We start from the raw sequence: 16153 nt of genomic DNA on the forward strand, positions 1-16153 counted from the left end.
AAAGCCAGAGAAGTCTGGTTTTCCATACTTCTTTTAGAATATATAAATAGTAATTAGAAATTTTTTACAACAGGAGAAATTTCCATGAATAAAAATCTACTTTCTATTTTACTTTCTATCGCTCTTATCTCACCAGTATTAGCGAACTCTGTCAACGATACACAAAATACATCCATCAACAGCAATAACCAATTAATCGATCCATTTACTAACGATCCATTTTTTCAATCACACAATGCTGTCCTACAGCAAATGCAAAAAATGCAGCAGGCCATGGATCAATTTATGAAAAATCAATTTATACAAATGCAAAATAGCCTGGCAAATACTCCAAATCAGGATCCCTTCGGTAGTGCAAAAAACATTGAGATTGAAGAAAATAAAAATGAGCTTATTTATAAAATAAAACTGCCACAAGGCAGCGATAATAAAGTTGATGTTTCTGTTAAGAATGGGCAATTAATTATTAGTGCCAATGTAACTCAAAAAATTACCCATGAGGAAGGTCAAAGTAAAAGCGTAAGTTATTCTCAAAGCAATTACAGCCAATCATTCCAATTACCTCAAGGATACGATCCCAACTCAATGACTACAAAAATGAAGGATTCAAACTTGATTGTTACATTAAAAAAACAAGCTTTGTAAATCCGAAATAATTTAGCTGCGTGACATTATTGTGTGAATTAAAATGTATCCAATAATGGTCACGCGAACACTGGCAAGCAATCAAAATGGAATTTTCAATAAAGCCTCTTTATATTTGCCAAATAATTTAATTCGCATTCTACACAACCTAGATTTTCGGATAGAATTATTTTGCACTCAAGAAATTATACGCTTGGGCTTCATTTTCAGGTTTTTTAGTTATCTTTTTTTCTAGCAACTCAACCATACTCATGACTTTAGCATGATGTTCAGATAGCTCTGTGAGCATCATATTTGCATAGCACCGATCTCCAGGAACTGAAGCAAAAGAAATGACTGGGTAAGAAGCAAGTAATTCAGAAAAAGCTTTAGAAAAGCTTATATCTTCATAGAGTTCGCGCTTAAGCTTTGCGAATAATTCTGGATTAGAAAAAAATCGCAATTCCTGGCTTAATGCTTGTGCAGTTAAATTGAGCTGCTCTACGAATATAATAAGCCGCTCATGAACTTGCGTTTGCTCGTTAAATATTTCTTCACAAGACTCCAAAAAAAATTTAAGATCTAGCAGTTTTTCTTTTTCTTTTTTTTTGGGTATGTTCTTAGATGGGCCTACAATAGAGGCTCCAAAAATACCTAAACATACACTGAATGATATTAAAGAGAAGGCTTCACATAGAGGATTCCCGAAAGTCATAATATAAAGAGATGCCGAACATACAGTTAAACTGGCAAACAACAATTGTGGGTAATAAGTGGCTACAAAAAGTGTAGTAAAACGACACAGGTTTAAACACAACAGCCCTAAAGCTAAGGTTAGTTTAGTTAAAGCAGTCCCAAACTCTTTAGCGGCATCATGAGTTAATGACATTGCATTCGAGAAATTTAATGCAAACAAAGAGCTTGCTACCTGCCCTAAAATTTTGAATGTTTCAAAAAGCATGGAAAAGCCTGAGCTTACATATTGCCACTGTCCAATCCACATTGAGTAATTTATTTCTTTAAACTCATTAAAATTACGGTAATAGCGAAAAAAATACTCCCCTGGGTGTTCCCATAGGTTCATTTTTAATTCATTTAGATATTTTTTTTCTACTTCAGAGAAATTATCAAACATGCTCGTTCCTACCTCATACAATAATTTTTTACCAAGACAATGACTTGAAACTTATAGGGAGTGAGTTAAAACAGATGGTTTTGGGATTGATAAGTAAAGATGATTTTTCCATAATTTTTCCATTCATAGCAGACTAATAAAATTACTCTTTTCCATACCGACTTAAGGTTGAAGAATGCGAAGAATACATTGATGAATTATTTTTTTCAATAGTACTTATTTAAAATCCATCTTGGGGAAATTAAAGGCACTTAAACTAAAAATCATAGCAAATAGTACAGCAGGTCAACTATTTAATATTCAATTACTTATAATAATAATTAAATTAAAACCTGTAATAAACACAATTACTTCTAAGATCTCTTTCATAACTTTATACAGACCAAGTGGCCTTTTATACTGTAAGATAATAATTAAAATTTTAATTTAAGCCTGGCATGAAATTCCCATACCAACCCATTCACTTAACTCATGTACTTGAAACCACCCCTACTTGGGATAGTAAACGTAGGCTGGGCTGCAAGCCCAGCATTATGGGGCACAAACTCTGTTACAGAGCCTGAGAGCCCGTCGAACTACATGTTTCATCGCGTCAAGGGACATAACAATTTACAATATCCTTAAATTATTCTTCACCGCTAAAACAGTCGGATGTGAAGCACCCAATTTTTTGGCGCCAATAGCAATTGCCTTTTCAAAACAGGATCTTGCAGCCACCTTCTTACCCTGCTCAGAATACAAAGTGCCTAAATTATTCATATACGTCGTTAAAAGCGGATGGTCTGCGCCATGTTTTTTTTCAATGATGGCTATTGCCTGCAAATAAAGCGGTTCCGCTTTATCATATTGTTTTAACTCACCATAAACATAGCCTAAGCCGTTTAAACTTTGAGCATATAAAGGATGCTCTTCCCCTAATGCTTTTTTCCTAATCACCAATGAGCGTTGATAAAGCGCCTCAGCTTTACTGTATTGCTTTTCTTCTGAATACAAACTTGCCAAGTTATTGAGTACATTAGCAATCAGCGGACTCTCCGCTGGAAGTTTCTTTTCATAGATTGTAAGCGCCTGCTGATATAAGGATTCTGCCTTTGTGTAATTACCTCGCCCTTCATAAAAAGTCCCAAGGTTTAATAATGCATTAGCGGTATTGGGGTGCTCATTACCTAATTTGTTTTGGTAAAGCGCTGCAGCATTTTGGTAGAGCTCTTCTGATTGTTTCATCTTTCCTTGCGCGCTATAAACACTCGCTAAGTTATTCATATCCCGACCAATGGAACGATGGCCTACAGGAAGAACCTTCTGATCAATCGCCAAAGATTGTAGGCATAATTTTTCTGCCTCTGCGTAATAACCTTGCAATTTATACAGACGGCCCAAATTATTTAAGATCGTAGCATATTGAGGACCGTTAATTTGCAGCACCTTCACAATCGCTAACGCTCGCTCATAAGTGCGATGTGCCTTTTCATACTCCCCTATTCCCTCATAGGCTAATCCAAGATTATCTAAACTCGTGGTTAGCGTGTAATTTTTAGAGTCAGTATGTTGCTCATGAATTTTTATAGCGCGCAATAGCAATGGTATTGCTTTTGCACTTAAGCCTTGACTTATATAAAAATCAGCCAGATTATTGAGGGTTACTGCCAAATCAGGATGGTTTTTTCCGTATACTTGTTCATCCAAAGCTAATGTTTGATGATAGAGGGGCTCACACTTATTGTATTCCCCCATGCTTTCATAAAGAGCAGCCAAATTAGAAAAGAGACCGATTCTTAATTCCAAGTTTTTTGATGGCTCTTTATCTAAAATTTGCTGAGCCTCTTTATAGAGATTTTCTGCCTGAGTATATTTATTTTGCTGTCGATAGACCGAACCCAAAATAACTAAAAATGGAATACGCTTAATATCATCCTTAGGATATTTCCTATCAAAAAGACGCAATGATTTTAAGGCATAATACTCTGCCTTATCATGCTTTCCTTGTTCTCTATAATTCCTGGCAAGAAGATTTAATGTCGTTGTAGCAGAATAACTATCCTCACCATATAATTTTTCATAAAAGAACAAGGCTTGGCGTAAAAATCTATCTGCCTGCTTGAAGTTTCCTTGAACATAATAGGAGTGCCCTAAATTAAAACAGCTAATGGGTAGATGCCTAACTTCTTTATGTCGGGCAATCGAAAAAGCCTGACTGGCAAGAATTAAAGCCTTTTTACTGTCACCTTGTCTTTTGGCCACCCAATATTGAGTATTTACATTTTCCCATGGTGTTTTTTGTGCCCAACCCAAGCTAAAAAATAAGCATAAGATAAAGGCAACGACTAGTTGCCTATTTATTTGAACTCGCATGTTCTACCTACTTCGTTTACAGACTGATTAAGTGTCGTTTGCTCATGCCTTTTTACTGCTTCTTCAGGACAAAAAAATGAATGCCTATTGACCTTTCTAGATTCTGGAGTAATTGGATCAACTACTGGAAGTTTAGGTTTTATCCTATCCAAAATCATATCATCAAACAACTCCGGATGACCCAAACGCTTAAGATTACTTATTGCTCTATCGCTAACCTTGAAGGATAAATCCGCTAGATAATGCATTACTTGAGCACCCCAATAAGCCTGAGTGTGCTCCTGAGAAGCGTGCATGAACGTTGCTGCTGCTGTATAGTTACCTTCATCAAATTGTTTAATACCTTCCTCTGCCAAGGATTTGCCTTGCTCTTGAAATAACTCTACTACCTTTTCATCATAAAGCAGCGTATCCAAAACCCCAATCCCAACTAAAGCCCAACCAATAGGACCAGCAGCAGAACCCGTGGTTACTTTTAAAGAATAGTTAATTATTAGATCCCCAACCGTATTTTTCATTGCGGTATCCCAAACATCCTTTTTCCCATCAAGAGATGCGCCATATAAGTTAAAAATAAAGCTAATATATATAGTACCTCGAGACCCCATATAAGCTTTCGTGCTAAGGCCATCAGGAGCAGAAAATATTTTAGCCAACTTATCTGCCGAGTCAGCCCCAATTTTTTGAGCAAGTCCCTCCCACATATCTTCAGAGCTTGCTTTAACGACCTTGTTAAGTGCAGATAAAAGTTGGGCTTTAAACTTTTCTTTAAGCTCGGAAGCACCATCTCCTTTTTCTAAAGCCTCTTGCAGTTGTACTGAAGTTTTAGCAATTTCGCTCGCATCGCCCTCAGAAATCAAAGAAAAAAGCTCCTGAAACGCAGCAACAGCTTCCTCTTCAGACAAAGGTGATTTCTGATCTTTTTTATCTACATCAGTATCTTTTTCAGCCTTTTCACCAAGTTCCTCTTCTTCTTCCTCCTCTTCCTCACGACGCGAAGGTAAAACAGGCTCCTTCTGCTCTGGGAGTTTAGTCTCTGGAATGCCTGTGAGTCCTAATGCAGTAGTAATTTTTTCTACTCCAGATTTAATGTTATCGACACTCTTTTGGATGTAGTCTGAATTAGTAATAGGAACGTCCAGATTCACATGCATTTCATCGTTTTTAAGTACTTTTGCGCCGCTTGCAGATTCTGTGTGTACCTCACCCACAACCTCTTTAATTACGATTTGAACGCCATTTTCTCCATAAACCACAGGAGTATGTTCTACTATACGATCCACTTTATCAAAAGTGACTTCCCCCACAGCTATTGCTTGCTCACCGGTTGTATTTGATGCTTGTTGCCCCGTCCATCGTTGTAAATCATTCACATTAAAGCTAATGCCAACACCAGTATAAGATTGATGATCAACTACTTTTTCGCTAACTAATTTCGTGATTTCTACCGAACCACCATTAACCAACATCTCGCCACCTTTCATATGGGCATCATCAATCACAACTGAATGACCCGTATTATTCGCAACGTATATGCCGCTATGTTCTCTCACTACTGCGGAGTCACCTTTGCCAACATACGCGGATACTTGTCCTGAAAGACTTACCTGGCCTGATTTTGTTTCCGTAACACTAGTATCCTGTTTATCAATAATGCTTAAATGCTCAATCTTTGCATCCAAGCTTCCTGCAATAATTCGCGCGCCATCAAGAGTAACCTGGTCCATTGCCCCTTCTTTATAACCTAATTCCATATGGCCGCCGGCAGACAATTCGGCATTGACATGCTGTGTCGATTTGGTGCTAGTATGTGAGTATGCAAATGAAGCATCTTGTATTTGTCCCGTAGGAGAAACACCAATACTTTGGCTGGTAACCGTTTGATCTACAGAAGAATGGAGCTCAGCGGACCTTGCGACAATTTCAGGAGCATTAACTACCATATTTCCCCCGGCATGAACACGCACCCCATTTTCTAAATCAATGCCCTCTCCAGCTTCCAGGTAAACATTTCCTCCTCGATTTACACCACCTACACCTTGGGTCTGGTACTTAGTTTTGGTTGTACTTTCTGTCATTGTCACATTTATTGTAGGTGAAAATCCTTTTCCATCGGTGCCACCTAATCCGTAACGTGCCAGTATTTCGCCCGTTAGATTATTCTCACTTAAACCTCGCATAAGGCTATTGGTGGTATTATATAAATTAATTCCTAAATTTGATGCATTCGCTAAAAGCTCAGTCGTATTATTGCTGCCAAGCATGGAATTTAACTTGGATAAAGTAGCATCCTCTGCGCTCATTGCATCATAAATAGAGCCTCCGTTTTTCCAAGAATTCCAAGCACCCATTCCCGGTACCGAAACTCCAATCCCCCTGGATTTTTCAATAACTTCATGATCCAGAATATCTACGCCAAACTGTATACGACCATGTTCTGCGCGCATATCCAAATCGCCATTTCCTACAAAATAAGCACCACGCGCATCAATGCTTCCTTGCGTAGAATAAACACGGGTAACCCCATTATCGACAAATAAAGTAGGGGCAACTTCTTCATGTGTTTCATCAATTGAATGTTTCGATAATCCCCAGAGGCTACTTGAAGATTTATGTTTTTTACTTTGCGCCTTTAGGCTGTAAAGTAAAACGCTGTCCCTAGAAGAGATTTGCGTTCCACCTGGAGAAACAAAATGGGTCGCTACCGATTTTACGCCACCTTCCTCAGCGACTAAAGTATTCACCCCACCAAAGGATTGAACATTTGAATGACTAATAGAAGTTGTTGTAGTAACACTTTCGCTGGATTTACCATACCAGTTTTTTGTTTTCTTAACCTTTGAAATATGGGTTTCCTGTCTTGCCCCCAGATCAATACCGTGCAGTCCATAAATATAGTTGGAACCATTAGAAATAAAATTAGAAGCATCTGAACGTACCATGCCATTTGCTTTGATATAAAGGCCAACTCCTTCAGTATCAGCTAAACCAGAACCTCCAGCGATTAAGCCCGGGTCAAACGTGGTAATTCGATCGTAAGCTCCTCGATGTGTTGCCACATTACATTTATTAATAACGTCACCTTGAGCAATTAACTGAGTGTAAGCCCCGCCGCGAATAATTCCTCCGCAATTCACGATATTTCCGGTCGTTGCTTCCATGTACGTCTCACTACGTCCATTAATAATTCCCTCAGTACCCATATCAATTCCCCAAGGGTTTGGAGCAGGCTCCTTTTTGTCTTTAGTCTTATGATGGGAACCTGGAAAATCGTGGCGTTTAGGCCTAAAGATACTGCCAGGACTTTTAGGGGTAGGTGTCACTGAGCCTGGAGTTACATTTATTATTTCACTGGCTTTAATAGAAACTATATTCCCATTAATTCCACCTCCAACATTATAAAAGCCACCATCTGCCTCAAAACACGCTAATTGAGCAGCATAAATCTGATGGTTAGTTTTAATCGCACCCGCAGATTTCATATAAATGTTAACGCCACTGACATTTTTTAATAAGGTGATATCTGATTCAGTGGAAATTAATTTAAGCGTATTACTCGTAATATAATCAGAGTTTAAAGTAATGCCACTAGCTTTTACCGTTAAATCACAAAGGCGATAAAAAGGTAAATTTAGATCCATGTAATCCGCTGTATCAAACTCAAGAAGACCGGAAACGCCATAGCTACTGTACTGACCGCTACCCGAGATAAATTGATTCGCATTAGCTAAGTGCTTGATATCAAAAATAGCATTATCCAGATTCGATGAGCCATGCAGATTAGCAGTATCCGCCTGCACTGCAAAAAGATTCTTAATTTCTGTGGTTTTAGGTAAATCTAATACAGAAACCCGCCCGCCATGTTCATAATGTTTCGTGAAAAAAGCAGCCTGACCTTGATAAGATAATTGACTATAATCTACTAATTTATCCGTTGTAACAGTAGAATCTATTATATGCTCACGCCCATATTGGCTTAGTATCATTTCATTTAAAGTGACATCTGAGTGATCCAGACTTAACGTTCCATCGACATTATTTAACGAAGTACCATTGAATATTGATTTTTCAAGCGATAAATGCCCGCTATGATGAATTTTCGTATGGTCGATGTCGAGGTCAAAACCTGAAAGATGTGCACTTCCTGTAACATCTCCGGCTTGAGCTGAGATAAAGCCATGAGTCAGATCAATTTCTGCAGAGGTTCCTATCTCTACTAACTCGCATTTCTCAGTTTTCTCCTCAACCCCTTCCGCTTCAATAGGTTTACCATGAATTGAGGTGAAATCACCACCCGTAAGTTTACCATCTAAGTGTACTTTTTTTGTCTCAATAGCTAAAATATGTTGGGGGTTAAATTCTTTTTTCTCTTCTTTTTTCTCAGAAGTTTCTCCGGTTTGAGTTGGGGTATCAACCGAAGTTACAGGATTTTCTTTGGTAACAAATAACTCATCTTCTGCAGTCTTTTTCCCATTGATTGAAGATCCCGCCTGCAAAGAAACCGTTTCTGCTTTAACAGAAAGAAGATGCTGGTAGTCTATCTTTCCTTCAACCTGAAAATGATCCGTAGTAATCCAAGTATCATCAGATTTGAAGGTTGAGGTTTTTGTAGTTAGAAATTCATCGCGGTAGTGAAAGCTGGTTTTTTGTGAATCGAGTGTGCCTGCTGAAGTAAAACGCTCGCCTGTTAATGCGCTCTGAGTTACTGTTGTACTGGATTTTTCGCTATCGCGAAATTGTGTAATCTCGCCAGAGCAACTATCCAGAACCTGACTATTATTTTGTTGCAATGAATCAATTTCTAAAGAAAAACTATCCAAATTTATATGGCCATCATTCACCACCTCGTGACCAGCAATTGAACCATAGCTAAGCGTGATCTCTGCATGCTCACCAATAGTTAGCTTATCAAGTTTTGGGGATTTCTTTACAGGCGCATCTTCTGGTGTACTCACTGATGTGTTTTCAGATGGAGAAGGCTCTGGCTTATTTTCTATACCTTGTATCAGCGTATAATCGCCACCACTCATTGCCCCATCAAGCACCACCTCTTTTGCTTTTATTTGCAGCACATGGTTTGGATTAAACTCTTTCTTTACTTTCGATGGCTGATCATCCGTTGTGGCAACTTGTTCTTGGGCTGTCTCTGTCGTTGATGTTTCTTGTGCCACTTCGGTTTCTTGGTCTGGTGTCGATTTGATTACAAATAGCTCCTCTTCCGCGGTTCGCTGTCCATGAACTACGGAATTTTCAGTGAATGTAACCTTATCCGCTTCAATAAAGAGTCCATCTTCGTGTTGTAATTTGCCAGCAAGAATAATCTCGCCTGCTCTCATAGAAAGATGGGACGCTTGAGCAGTAGAACTTTCCTCCATTTTAATTTGGTGCTCATAATCTAAGAACGTTCTTTGGGCCTCTAAATGTCCCTTCGACTCATAATCAGTACCCCCAACAAACATATCAGCAAATTCTGTGACCGCAGCTTCGGTATCAGTAAATTGGTCAATTTTCGCAAAACCCCGACTTAAATGAAGCGTACCTTCTTGTTCAAGCGAGTCTATAACCACATAGGCTTGCTCGCCTATCATGGAGCCAGTATTCACTGTGCTATCGGCTTTATAGTAGAATCGATTTAGCCCTTCTAATGTCCCTTCGTTATAACCATATTGGGTAGAAAAACTAGCGTCACTACCTCCAGACCAGCCACTATTAAAAAATACCTGATTACTTATATTATGAGAGAATGCAGAAAACTCAGCCCCAGAGTTAAAGCTAAAGAGGCTTCTCTTCGCAGTATTGGGCGACACACTGCTTCCAAAATTGAGGTTTATCAATGAATCGTCATTATAGCCACCCAAAAGTACGCCTGCGGAACGCATGCCAAAATTTTTATAGTCAAATCGTGAAGCAGCTGATTTAATATCATAAAGAGATAGTGGGTTATCATTAAATGCACTTTGAGCGGAAATAAAATCATTACTCAGATTGGACAGCTCAAATGAAGCCCCATAAGCCATATTTGCCGCATTATATGCAGTAGATACAAGGCCCTTTAGGCAGCTTAGCTCCGCCATCAGCTCATGTGTTCGCATTTGCTTATAATGATCAAGATTCAAACCCGAAATCATATTATAAAGACTTAGACCTTGCTCAGAGCTAATAAGCCCATACGTCATGCAAGCTAAATTAATTGTATTACTATAGCTCGGGATCAATGTGGTAGCTGCAATTTTAGCTACTGAACCCAAATTAGCCCAACTAATAATGTCTGAAGCTTTCCCTGACAAATTGGGTGTAATTAAACCTGCGTTGACTGATAATAGAGTCGTATTGGAATAATTGTTAGCTGCAATAAGACCGCCATTAGCGCCATAAAATCCCGCTACAGATAAGGATTTTTTAGCATAGGTCCTTCCTAACAAGTTAAGGAAATTACTATGAATTACCATATCTTCTGCAGATAATGAGCCAGAGTTTTGGACTTGAGAATCAAAACCCAAAAATACTTTTTCAGCCTCAATTGAACCTTGATTAGTTAATGTGTTCCCTGTAATGCCCAACTTTCCGGAAAGATCTATGCTTCCGGTATGCTGATACTGGTTGGCCTCGATCCATAAATTTCCTTTTCCCGTAATTGAACCCTCTTCAGCAACAGTTAATTCCTGATGCACATTAATAAAAAACTTTGGCTTTTCTTGTTCTAATTCCTGCCCTGTTTGCTCTGGAGACGGCTCTTCTTTGGGATCCGCATGTACTGCAAGTGAGCCCATCACGAGCATGTTATTGGTATCAACTTGTGCTCTTCCTCCTAAAGCCAAGAAAGCCTCAGGATAGATTTCAAGTTCATTTTGAACAGTAATGCTCGAATTTGTTACATCCATTTTGCCTAAAGTCGACACAGATCCGCCAGTTAACATTGAGTTTTCTAATTTAGCTTGAGCCTCTAATGCAACCTCAATTAATCCTTCAACCGTGACTGCAGAGAGAGAATGGGCAGAAAACTGTTCATAAATGGACAGCTCTTTGGCCGATAAAAGGCTAGAGCATAATTCTGTACGCCCTAATGCAGTAAATTTTTTAGCTTGAACCTTTGAGTCAGTACTCATAATAGTAGAGTCAGAGGCATTCGCAAGTTGAGAATCAGCAACTAAAGTACTATCTTCTTTCAAGACAAGCTTGGAGTTATCCTCTAGCTCTACATCAAAAGCCCCTAATACCGAACCTTCAGACAATTCAACCGTACTGTTCTGAGAACTTAACTTATCCGCAATTGCAAAAATACTTGCTTCCAATTTAAGACTTGCATTTTCTTGTTTTAAATGCTCACAAAAAACTTTTGAGTCTTTTGCTTTCATTGCTCCTTGTGAATGCAAGAGCCTTACTTTCATTAAACTATTATCTTCTAATTCAATTTGTCCATCGAGATAGTTTCTGATGTCATCATCGGTAAGGAATTTGGAGCGTCTAACCTTTAAGTGCGAATGAAGCGGATGACTCATTACTTTCTCAGAAACCCCATAAATTGTGGAGTTATCAAGTGTAATATGGTTAGTGCACTCTAGTAATTCGATAGTAAAACCACAACCTTTAAACACTATTTGCTCTTCTGCATCACTACCAGTTATTTGTAGGCGCTTTGACTTGGAAAATAAGGAATTAATATTTGCTTTTTGGGAGGTAATATTTAAGGAATCTGCTTGGAAATGAGCTTTATCAATAACCAACTCGCCATTCAAGATTAAGGTATCCCCAGCAATACGTGACTCACTTAAATCTGTAGCTCCATTTAATTCAACTGCTGTTTCTGCGGTAATATTTGAGTTTTTACTACTTAATTGGCCTTCTCTTGTTTTAAAGTATTTTGTCTCAATATCAGCTTTTTCAAATAGTAATCGCCCCATGGATTTTAGCGAGGTCGCTGCCTTAAACTTAGAGTCGCGAACAATCGCCTCGGCCTCTTTATCTAAAAGTAACGCTTCAATTTCAATTTCTGAATGGTAGTTAAATTCTAAAGATCCTGCATGTATCTTGCATAATTTCCCTTTATATACGCTCTCACTCATAGAAAAATCATTATCATGGACATATGTGGTTGGGACAATATAATGACAATTTTTAAGTTCTGTTAGTGCTTTATTAGCGTGGGTAAAAGAATCCGAAAGCTTTATTAATGAGTTACTGGCATCAAAAATCCCGTGCTGCTGGACGCGTTGAGCCTCCAAATGACATTGCTCAAACACCAACTCCCCATTGTTTTCTATTTGGTTTAAAGGGGATTTTGTATTAAAAACATGAGCCACAGCTCGTTCATCAATAACTAATTGTTCATCAACCAGAAATAGTCCTTCCTGAGGCAGAGCTAAATTTCCGATACGGACTTGAGTATCTCCTCGAAGGTGTAAATTACCGGTATGAATATGATTGCTTCCAGGAAATCTAAAGGTAGACGATTCAGTTTCATGTCCCAAAATTAAGGATTTTGAGGTTAAAAAACATTCATTATTAATAGTAAAATCCCCATTCATTTCACTCGCTGTAGAAATCAGGCGTAACTTATCAACCACTGTTTTAACTGAACTATTCTGTTTAAAAAATTGCGTACAAACATCAAATTGTCCTGCAGTGCGTATATCCGCTGCTTGATGAACATAAGCGGCATCAATGACTAAGCTCTCTGATTTCACGGGAGCTAAAAGACCAATACCTTGACGTGCTTTTAAGAGAATAGCTCCTTTGGAAGTAATTTCATCATCGAGCCAGAGTGCCTCAGCATCAATGGCTAGTAATGATTCGATCTCCAAAGAGCCTTTTATGTATACAGGACCTTTTGCTTTAAAAAAACATTCTTTTGTTTTAAGAGCAGCAAATAGATTGATTTGCTTTTCAGTGTAAGATTGAACTATTAATCGTCCATCTGGAGTAGAGTGCCATTCTAAAACCTTAGTGCCATCATCATAAAGTTCTCCATGGGTTTTCGTTCCAATTATATTATCCGTAATATTATATTCACCATTCTGATCGGGCTGAATTAGAGCACGAGCCTGTTTCTGATTGGATTCCAACCAATCAACATCAGATAAGTAATGAGCATTGAGTTCACGGGGTAATACCCCAAGATCCTGTGTTCCAATACTTAAAACTTTAATTGCACTTGCCATTTTCCTTAGGTCCTTGCTTGCTAATAGTTGGAATAAAAATTTACATAAAATTTATTTGTTAAAATCTTAGGTTCGAAGGATTTTTTCTCTTCCTTACAGATGAAGCATCTGATGGTTGGCGAAACTCACTTTGATTTGAACTATGTAAACCATGTTTCGATAAAAGAGTACTTACATTTTCGGGAATGGTATCTGTTTGTTCTTGGCTGGTTTGATCCGAAGAGCTTGCAGTACTAGAAAATGTTGTTGATGCTTTATTTACATGAGAAGTAATGCTGCGCTCAAGCATACTGATTCTACTAGAGTTCAAATCGACATCATCACAAACCATTGAGATTCTGGCATTCTGCTCTTTCGTATCCATTTCTCTTTGCATTTCTACAGTATTTTGGCGGTGCTCTATAGTGTCTTGGCGGAGTGCAATTTCGTCAACTTTCTGGTTTAAACACTGCACATGACGACTTAACACCTGAATATCAACACTATTTCCGTCATTATCTACGCCTTCTTGGGTCGTTGTCTTTTCATTTTCTCCAGCAGCGCAGCTACTAAAATGATTAACCGCAGTGTCTCCCGCAGAAAAAGCGACCCCCAAAGTACCCGCAATACTAATCCCAATTTTAATTCCAATCGGCACGATTAATACAGGAGCAGCACAAGCTGCTACAAATGATACAATACCAAAACTAATGACACTCCCAGTCCATACAGGACTTACTTTTTTTTTCATAATTACCTCTAACTAATTGCTTTTAAGACCATGAATATTTATTTCATTGCTATTAAGGAGTTATGCTCTTGGGCTTTATTTTCAGGGAGTTTATCCATCTTTTGAACTAATAACTCAGCCATGCTTATGACCCTAGCATGATGCTCAGCTAATTCTTTGTACATCATATCGGCATAGCTTCGCTCTCTTGAGGCTAAAGTAAATGAGACCTCTGGATAAGAAGTAAGTAATTCAGAAAGAGCTCTAAAAAACTCTATATCATCTCTAAATTCGCGCTTAAGTTTTGCTAATAATTCTGGATCAGAAAAAAATCGTTGCTCATGGTTCAATGCTTGTGAAGTTAAATCAAGGCGATCTACAAAGACATCAAGGAGCTTACAAATTTTTATTTGCTCTTGATTCATTTTTTTCCAAAAATCCACAAAAAGCTCACGCTCGAGCGATTCCTCGCGCTGTTTTTTTGTAAACATGCGCTCATCACTATTTTTCTTTAACGTTCCTGTAATAGAACCCCCAAAAATACCTAAAAAAATGCTACTCGCCACTAATGTAAATGCTTCAAGAAGCGGATTTCCTAAGACCATAAAATAAAGATAAGCAGAACATACAGTCAGACTTGCAAATAATAATTGGGGATGAAAAGTAGCGACAAAAAGAGTAAAGGAGCGGCAAAGATTTAAACACAGCAATCCCAGACCCAAGGTTAATTTGGTTAGAGCAGTCAGGCCTTCTTTAGCGGCATCATGAGTTAATGACATTGCGTTCGAGAAATTTAATGCAAACAAAGAGCTTGCTACCTGCCTTAAAATTTTGAATGTTTCAAAAAGCATGGAAAAGCCTGAGCTTACATATTGCCACTGTCCAATCCACATTGAGTAATTTATTTCTTTAAACTCATTAAAATTACGATAATAGCGAAAAAAATACTCCCCTGGGTGTTCCCATAGGTTTATTTTTAATTCATTTAGATATTTTTTTTCTACTTCAGAGAAATTATCAAACATGCTCGTTCCTACCTCATACAATAATTTTTTATCAAGACAATGATTTGAAACTTATAGGGAGTGAGTTAAAACAGATGGTTTTGGGATTGATAAGTAAAAATGATTTTTCCATAATTTTTCCATTCATAGCAGACTAATAAAATTACTCTTTTCCATAACGACTTAAGGTTGAAGAATGCGAAGAATACATTGATGAATTATTTTTTTCAATAGTATTTATTTAAAATCCACCTTGAGGAAATTAAAGCCACTTAAACCAAAAAATCATAGCAAATAGTAACCGCAGGTCAACACTATTTAATATTCAATTACTTATAATAATAATTAACTTAAAACCTGTAATAAGCACAATTACTTCTAAGATCTCTTTCATAACTTTATACAGACCAAGTGCCTTTTATACTGTAAGATAATAATTAAAATTTTAATTTAAGCCGGGCATGAAATTCCCATACCAACTCATTGACTTAACTCATGTACTTGAAACCACCATCCCCACTTGGGATAGTGGTTGTGGTTTTAATCATGACTTGCAACTGGATTACTCCGATTGCCAAGGTGATGATAAATTTCGAGTAATGAAACTCCGTATGGATGCAGGGATTGGTACTCATATAGATGCTCCCAGCCACTGTGTTCCTGGCGGGAAAAACGTTCATGAGTTTGAGATGAATGACTTAAGTATGCCCTGTGTTGTTATTGATGTTTCCAATAAAGCACATGCGCATTATCGTGTCTCGGCAGAGGATATTAATGATTTTGAAAGCCTGCATGGCGTAATAGCTCATAACACCTGTGTTCTGATTAAAACAGGCTGGGAACGGTTTTGGGGCGAGCCACTCAAATACCATAACAACCATGTGTTCCCTTCTGTCTCAGAGGAGGCGGCTAATTTATTACTGGAGCGAGGAGCTGCCGCATTAGGCATTGATACCTTATCGCCAGATTGTCCTGACCATGGTTTTAAAGTCCATCAAGCCTTTTTAGGAACGGGTAAAATACTGATAGAAAACGTGGCTAATTTGGATAATATGCCTCCAACAGGTGCCTATATTATTATTTGTCCGCTTAAAATACGTAATGGGACCGAAGCCCCAGCCAGACTATTAGGGTTAATTGCAAATTAAGATAACCTCCTAGAGTTAGGGGC

The 16153-nt window shown here is 38.1% G+C and carries 7 protein-coding genes; 2 read left to right on the top strand and 5 right to left on the bottom strand.

Going from position 1 to position 16153, the window contains the following annotated elements; genetic code table 11:
• The first annotated feature begins 84 nt into the window (after positions 1–84).
• Positions 85–645 carry an Hsp20/alpha crystallin family protein gene (locus BN3124_RS14240; protein WP_058535436.1) on the top strand — a complete coding sequence of 187 codons (561 nt, stop codon included), beginning with the start codon at positions 85–87 and terminating at the stop codon, positions 643–645.
• A gap of 166 nt (positions 646–811) precedes the next feature.
• Here BN3124_RS14240 and BN3124_RS14245 read toward each other — a convergent pair whose 3' ends face one another.
• The 5 genes from BN3124_RS14245 to BN3124_RS14265 form a co-directional block, all read right to left on the bottom strand.
• Entirely contained in the window at positions 812–1759 is a 948-nt protein-coding gene (locus BN3124_RS14245) for a hypothetical protein (protein ID WP_058535437.1), read from the bottom strand.
• 609 nt (positions 1760–2368) lie between these two features.
• Entirely contained in the window at positions 2369–4111 is a 1743-nt protein-coding gene (locus BN3124_RS14250) for a tetratricopeptide repeat protein (protein WP_058535438.1), read from the bottom strand.
• Positions 4096–13269 (bottom strand): hypothetical protein, encoded by a 9174-nt coding sequence (locus BN3124_RS14255; RefSeq protein ID WP_058535439.1) that lies wholly within the window; start codon positions 13267–13269, stop codon positions 4096–4098. The genes BN3124_RS14250 and BN3124_RS14255 overlap by 16 nt, the downstream gene beginning before the upstream one ends.
• 58 nt (positions 13270–13327) lie before the next feature.
• A complete protein-coding gene (locus tag BN3124_RS14260; RefSeq protein WP_058535440.1) occupies positions 13328–13999 on the bottom strand; it encodes a hypothetical protein in 672 nt (223 codons plus the stop codon).
• Between the two features lie 38 nt (positions 14000–14037).
• Positions 14038–15003 (bottom strand): hypothetical protein, encoded by a 966-nt coding sequence (locus BN3124_RS14265; RefSeq protein ID WP_058535441.1) that lies wholly within the window; start codon positions 15001–15003, stop codon positions 14038–14040.
• Between the two features lie 440 nt (positions 15004–15443).
• Here BN3124_RS14265 and BN3124_RS14270 point away from each other — a divergent pair, with 440 nt between their 5' ends.
• Positions 15444–16130: a cyclase family protein gene (locus BN3124_RS14270; RefSeq protein WP_058535442.1), complete on the top strand. Its 687-nt coding sequence runs from the start codon at positions 15444–15446 to the stop codon at positions 16128–16130.
• Positions 16131–16153: the final 23 nt, after the last annotated feature.

This window comes from Legionella saoudiensis, assembly GCF_001465875.1.
Lineage (GTDB): Bacteria > Pseudomonadota > Gammaproteobacteria > Legionellales > Legionellaceae > Legionella > Legionella saoudiensis.

What these genes read in the sequence shown, in the direction of transcription:
- BN3124_RS14260 (WP_058535440.1), bottom strand. Translation starts at nt 13,999, where the DNA reads ATGAAAAAAAAAGTAAGTCCTGTATGGACTGGGAGTGTCATTAGTTTT.
- BN3124_RS14270 (WP_058535442.1), top strand. Translation starts at nt 15,444, where the DNA reads ATGAAATTCCCATACCAACTCATTGACTTAACTCATGTACTTGAAACC.
- BN3124_RS14250 (WP_058535438.1), bottom strand. Translation starts at nt 4,111, where the DNA reads ATGCGAGTTCAAATAAATAGGCAACTAGTCGTTGCCTTTATCTTATGC.
- BN3124_RS14240 (WP_058535436.1), top strand. Translation starts at nt 85, where the DNA reads ATGAATAAAAATCTACTTTCTATTTTACTTTCTATCGCTCTTATCTCA.
- BN3124_RS14245 (WP_058535437.1), bottom strand. Translation starts at nt 1,759, where the DNA reads ATGTTTGATAATTTCTCTGAAGTAGAAAAAAAATATCTAAATGAATTA.
- BN3124_RS14255 (WP_058535439.1), bottom strand. Translation starts at nt 13,269, where the DNA reads ATGGCAAGTGCAATTAAAGTTTTAAGTATTGGAACACAGGATCTTGGG.
- BN3124_RS14265 (WP_058535441.1), bottom strand. Translation starts at nt 15,003, where the DNA reads ATGTTTGATAATTTCTCTGAAGTAGAAAAAAAATATCTAAATGAATTA.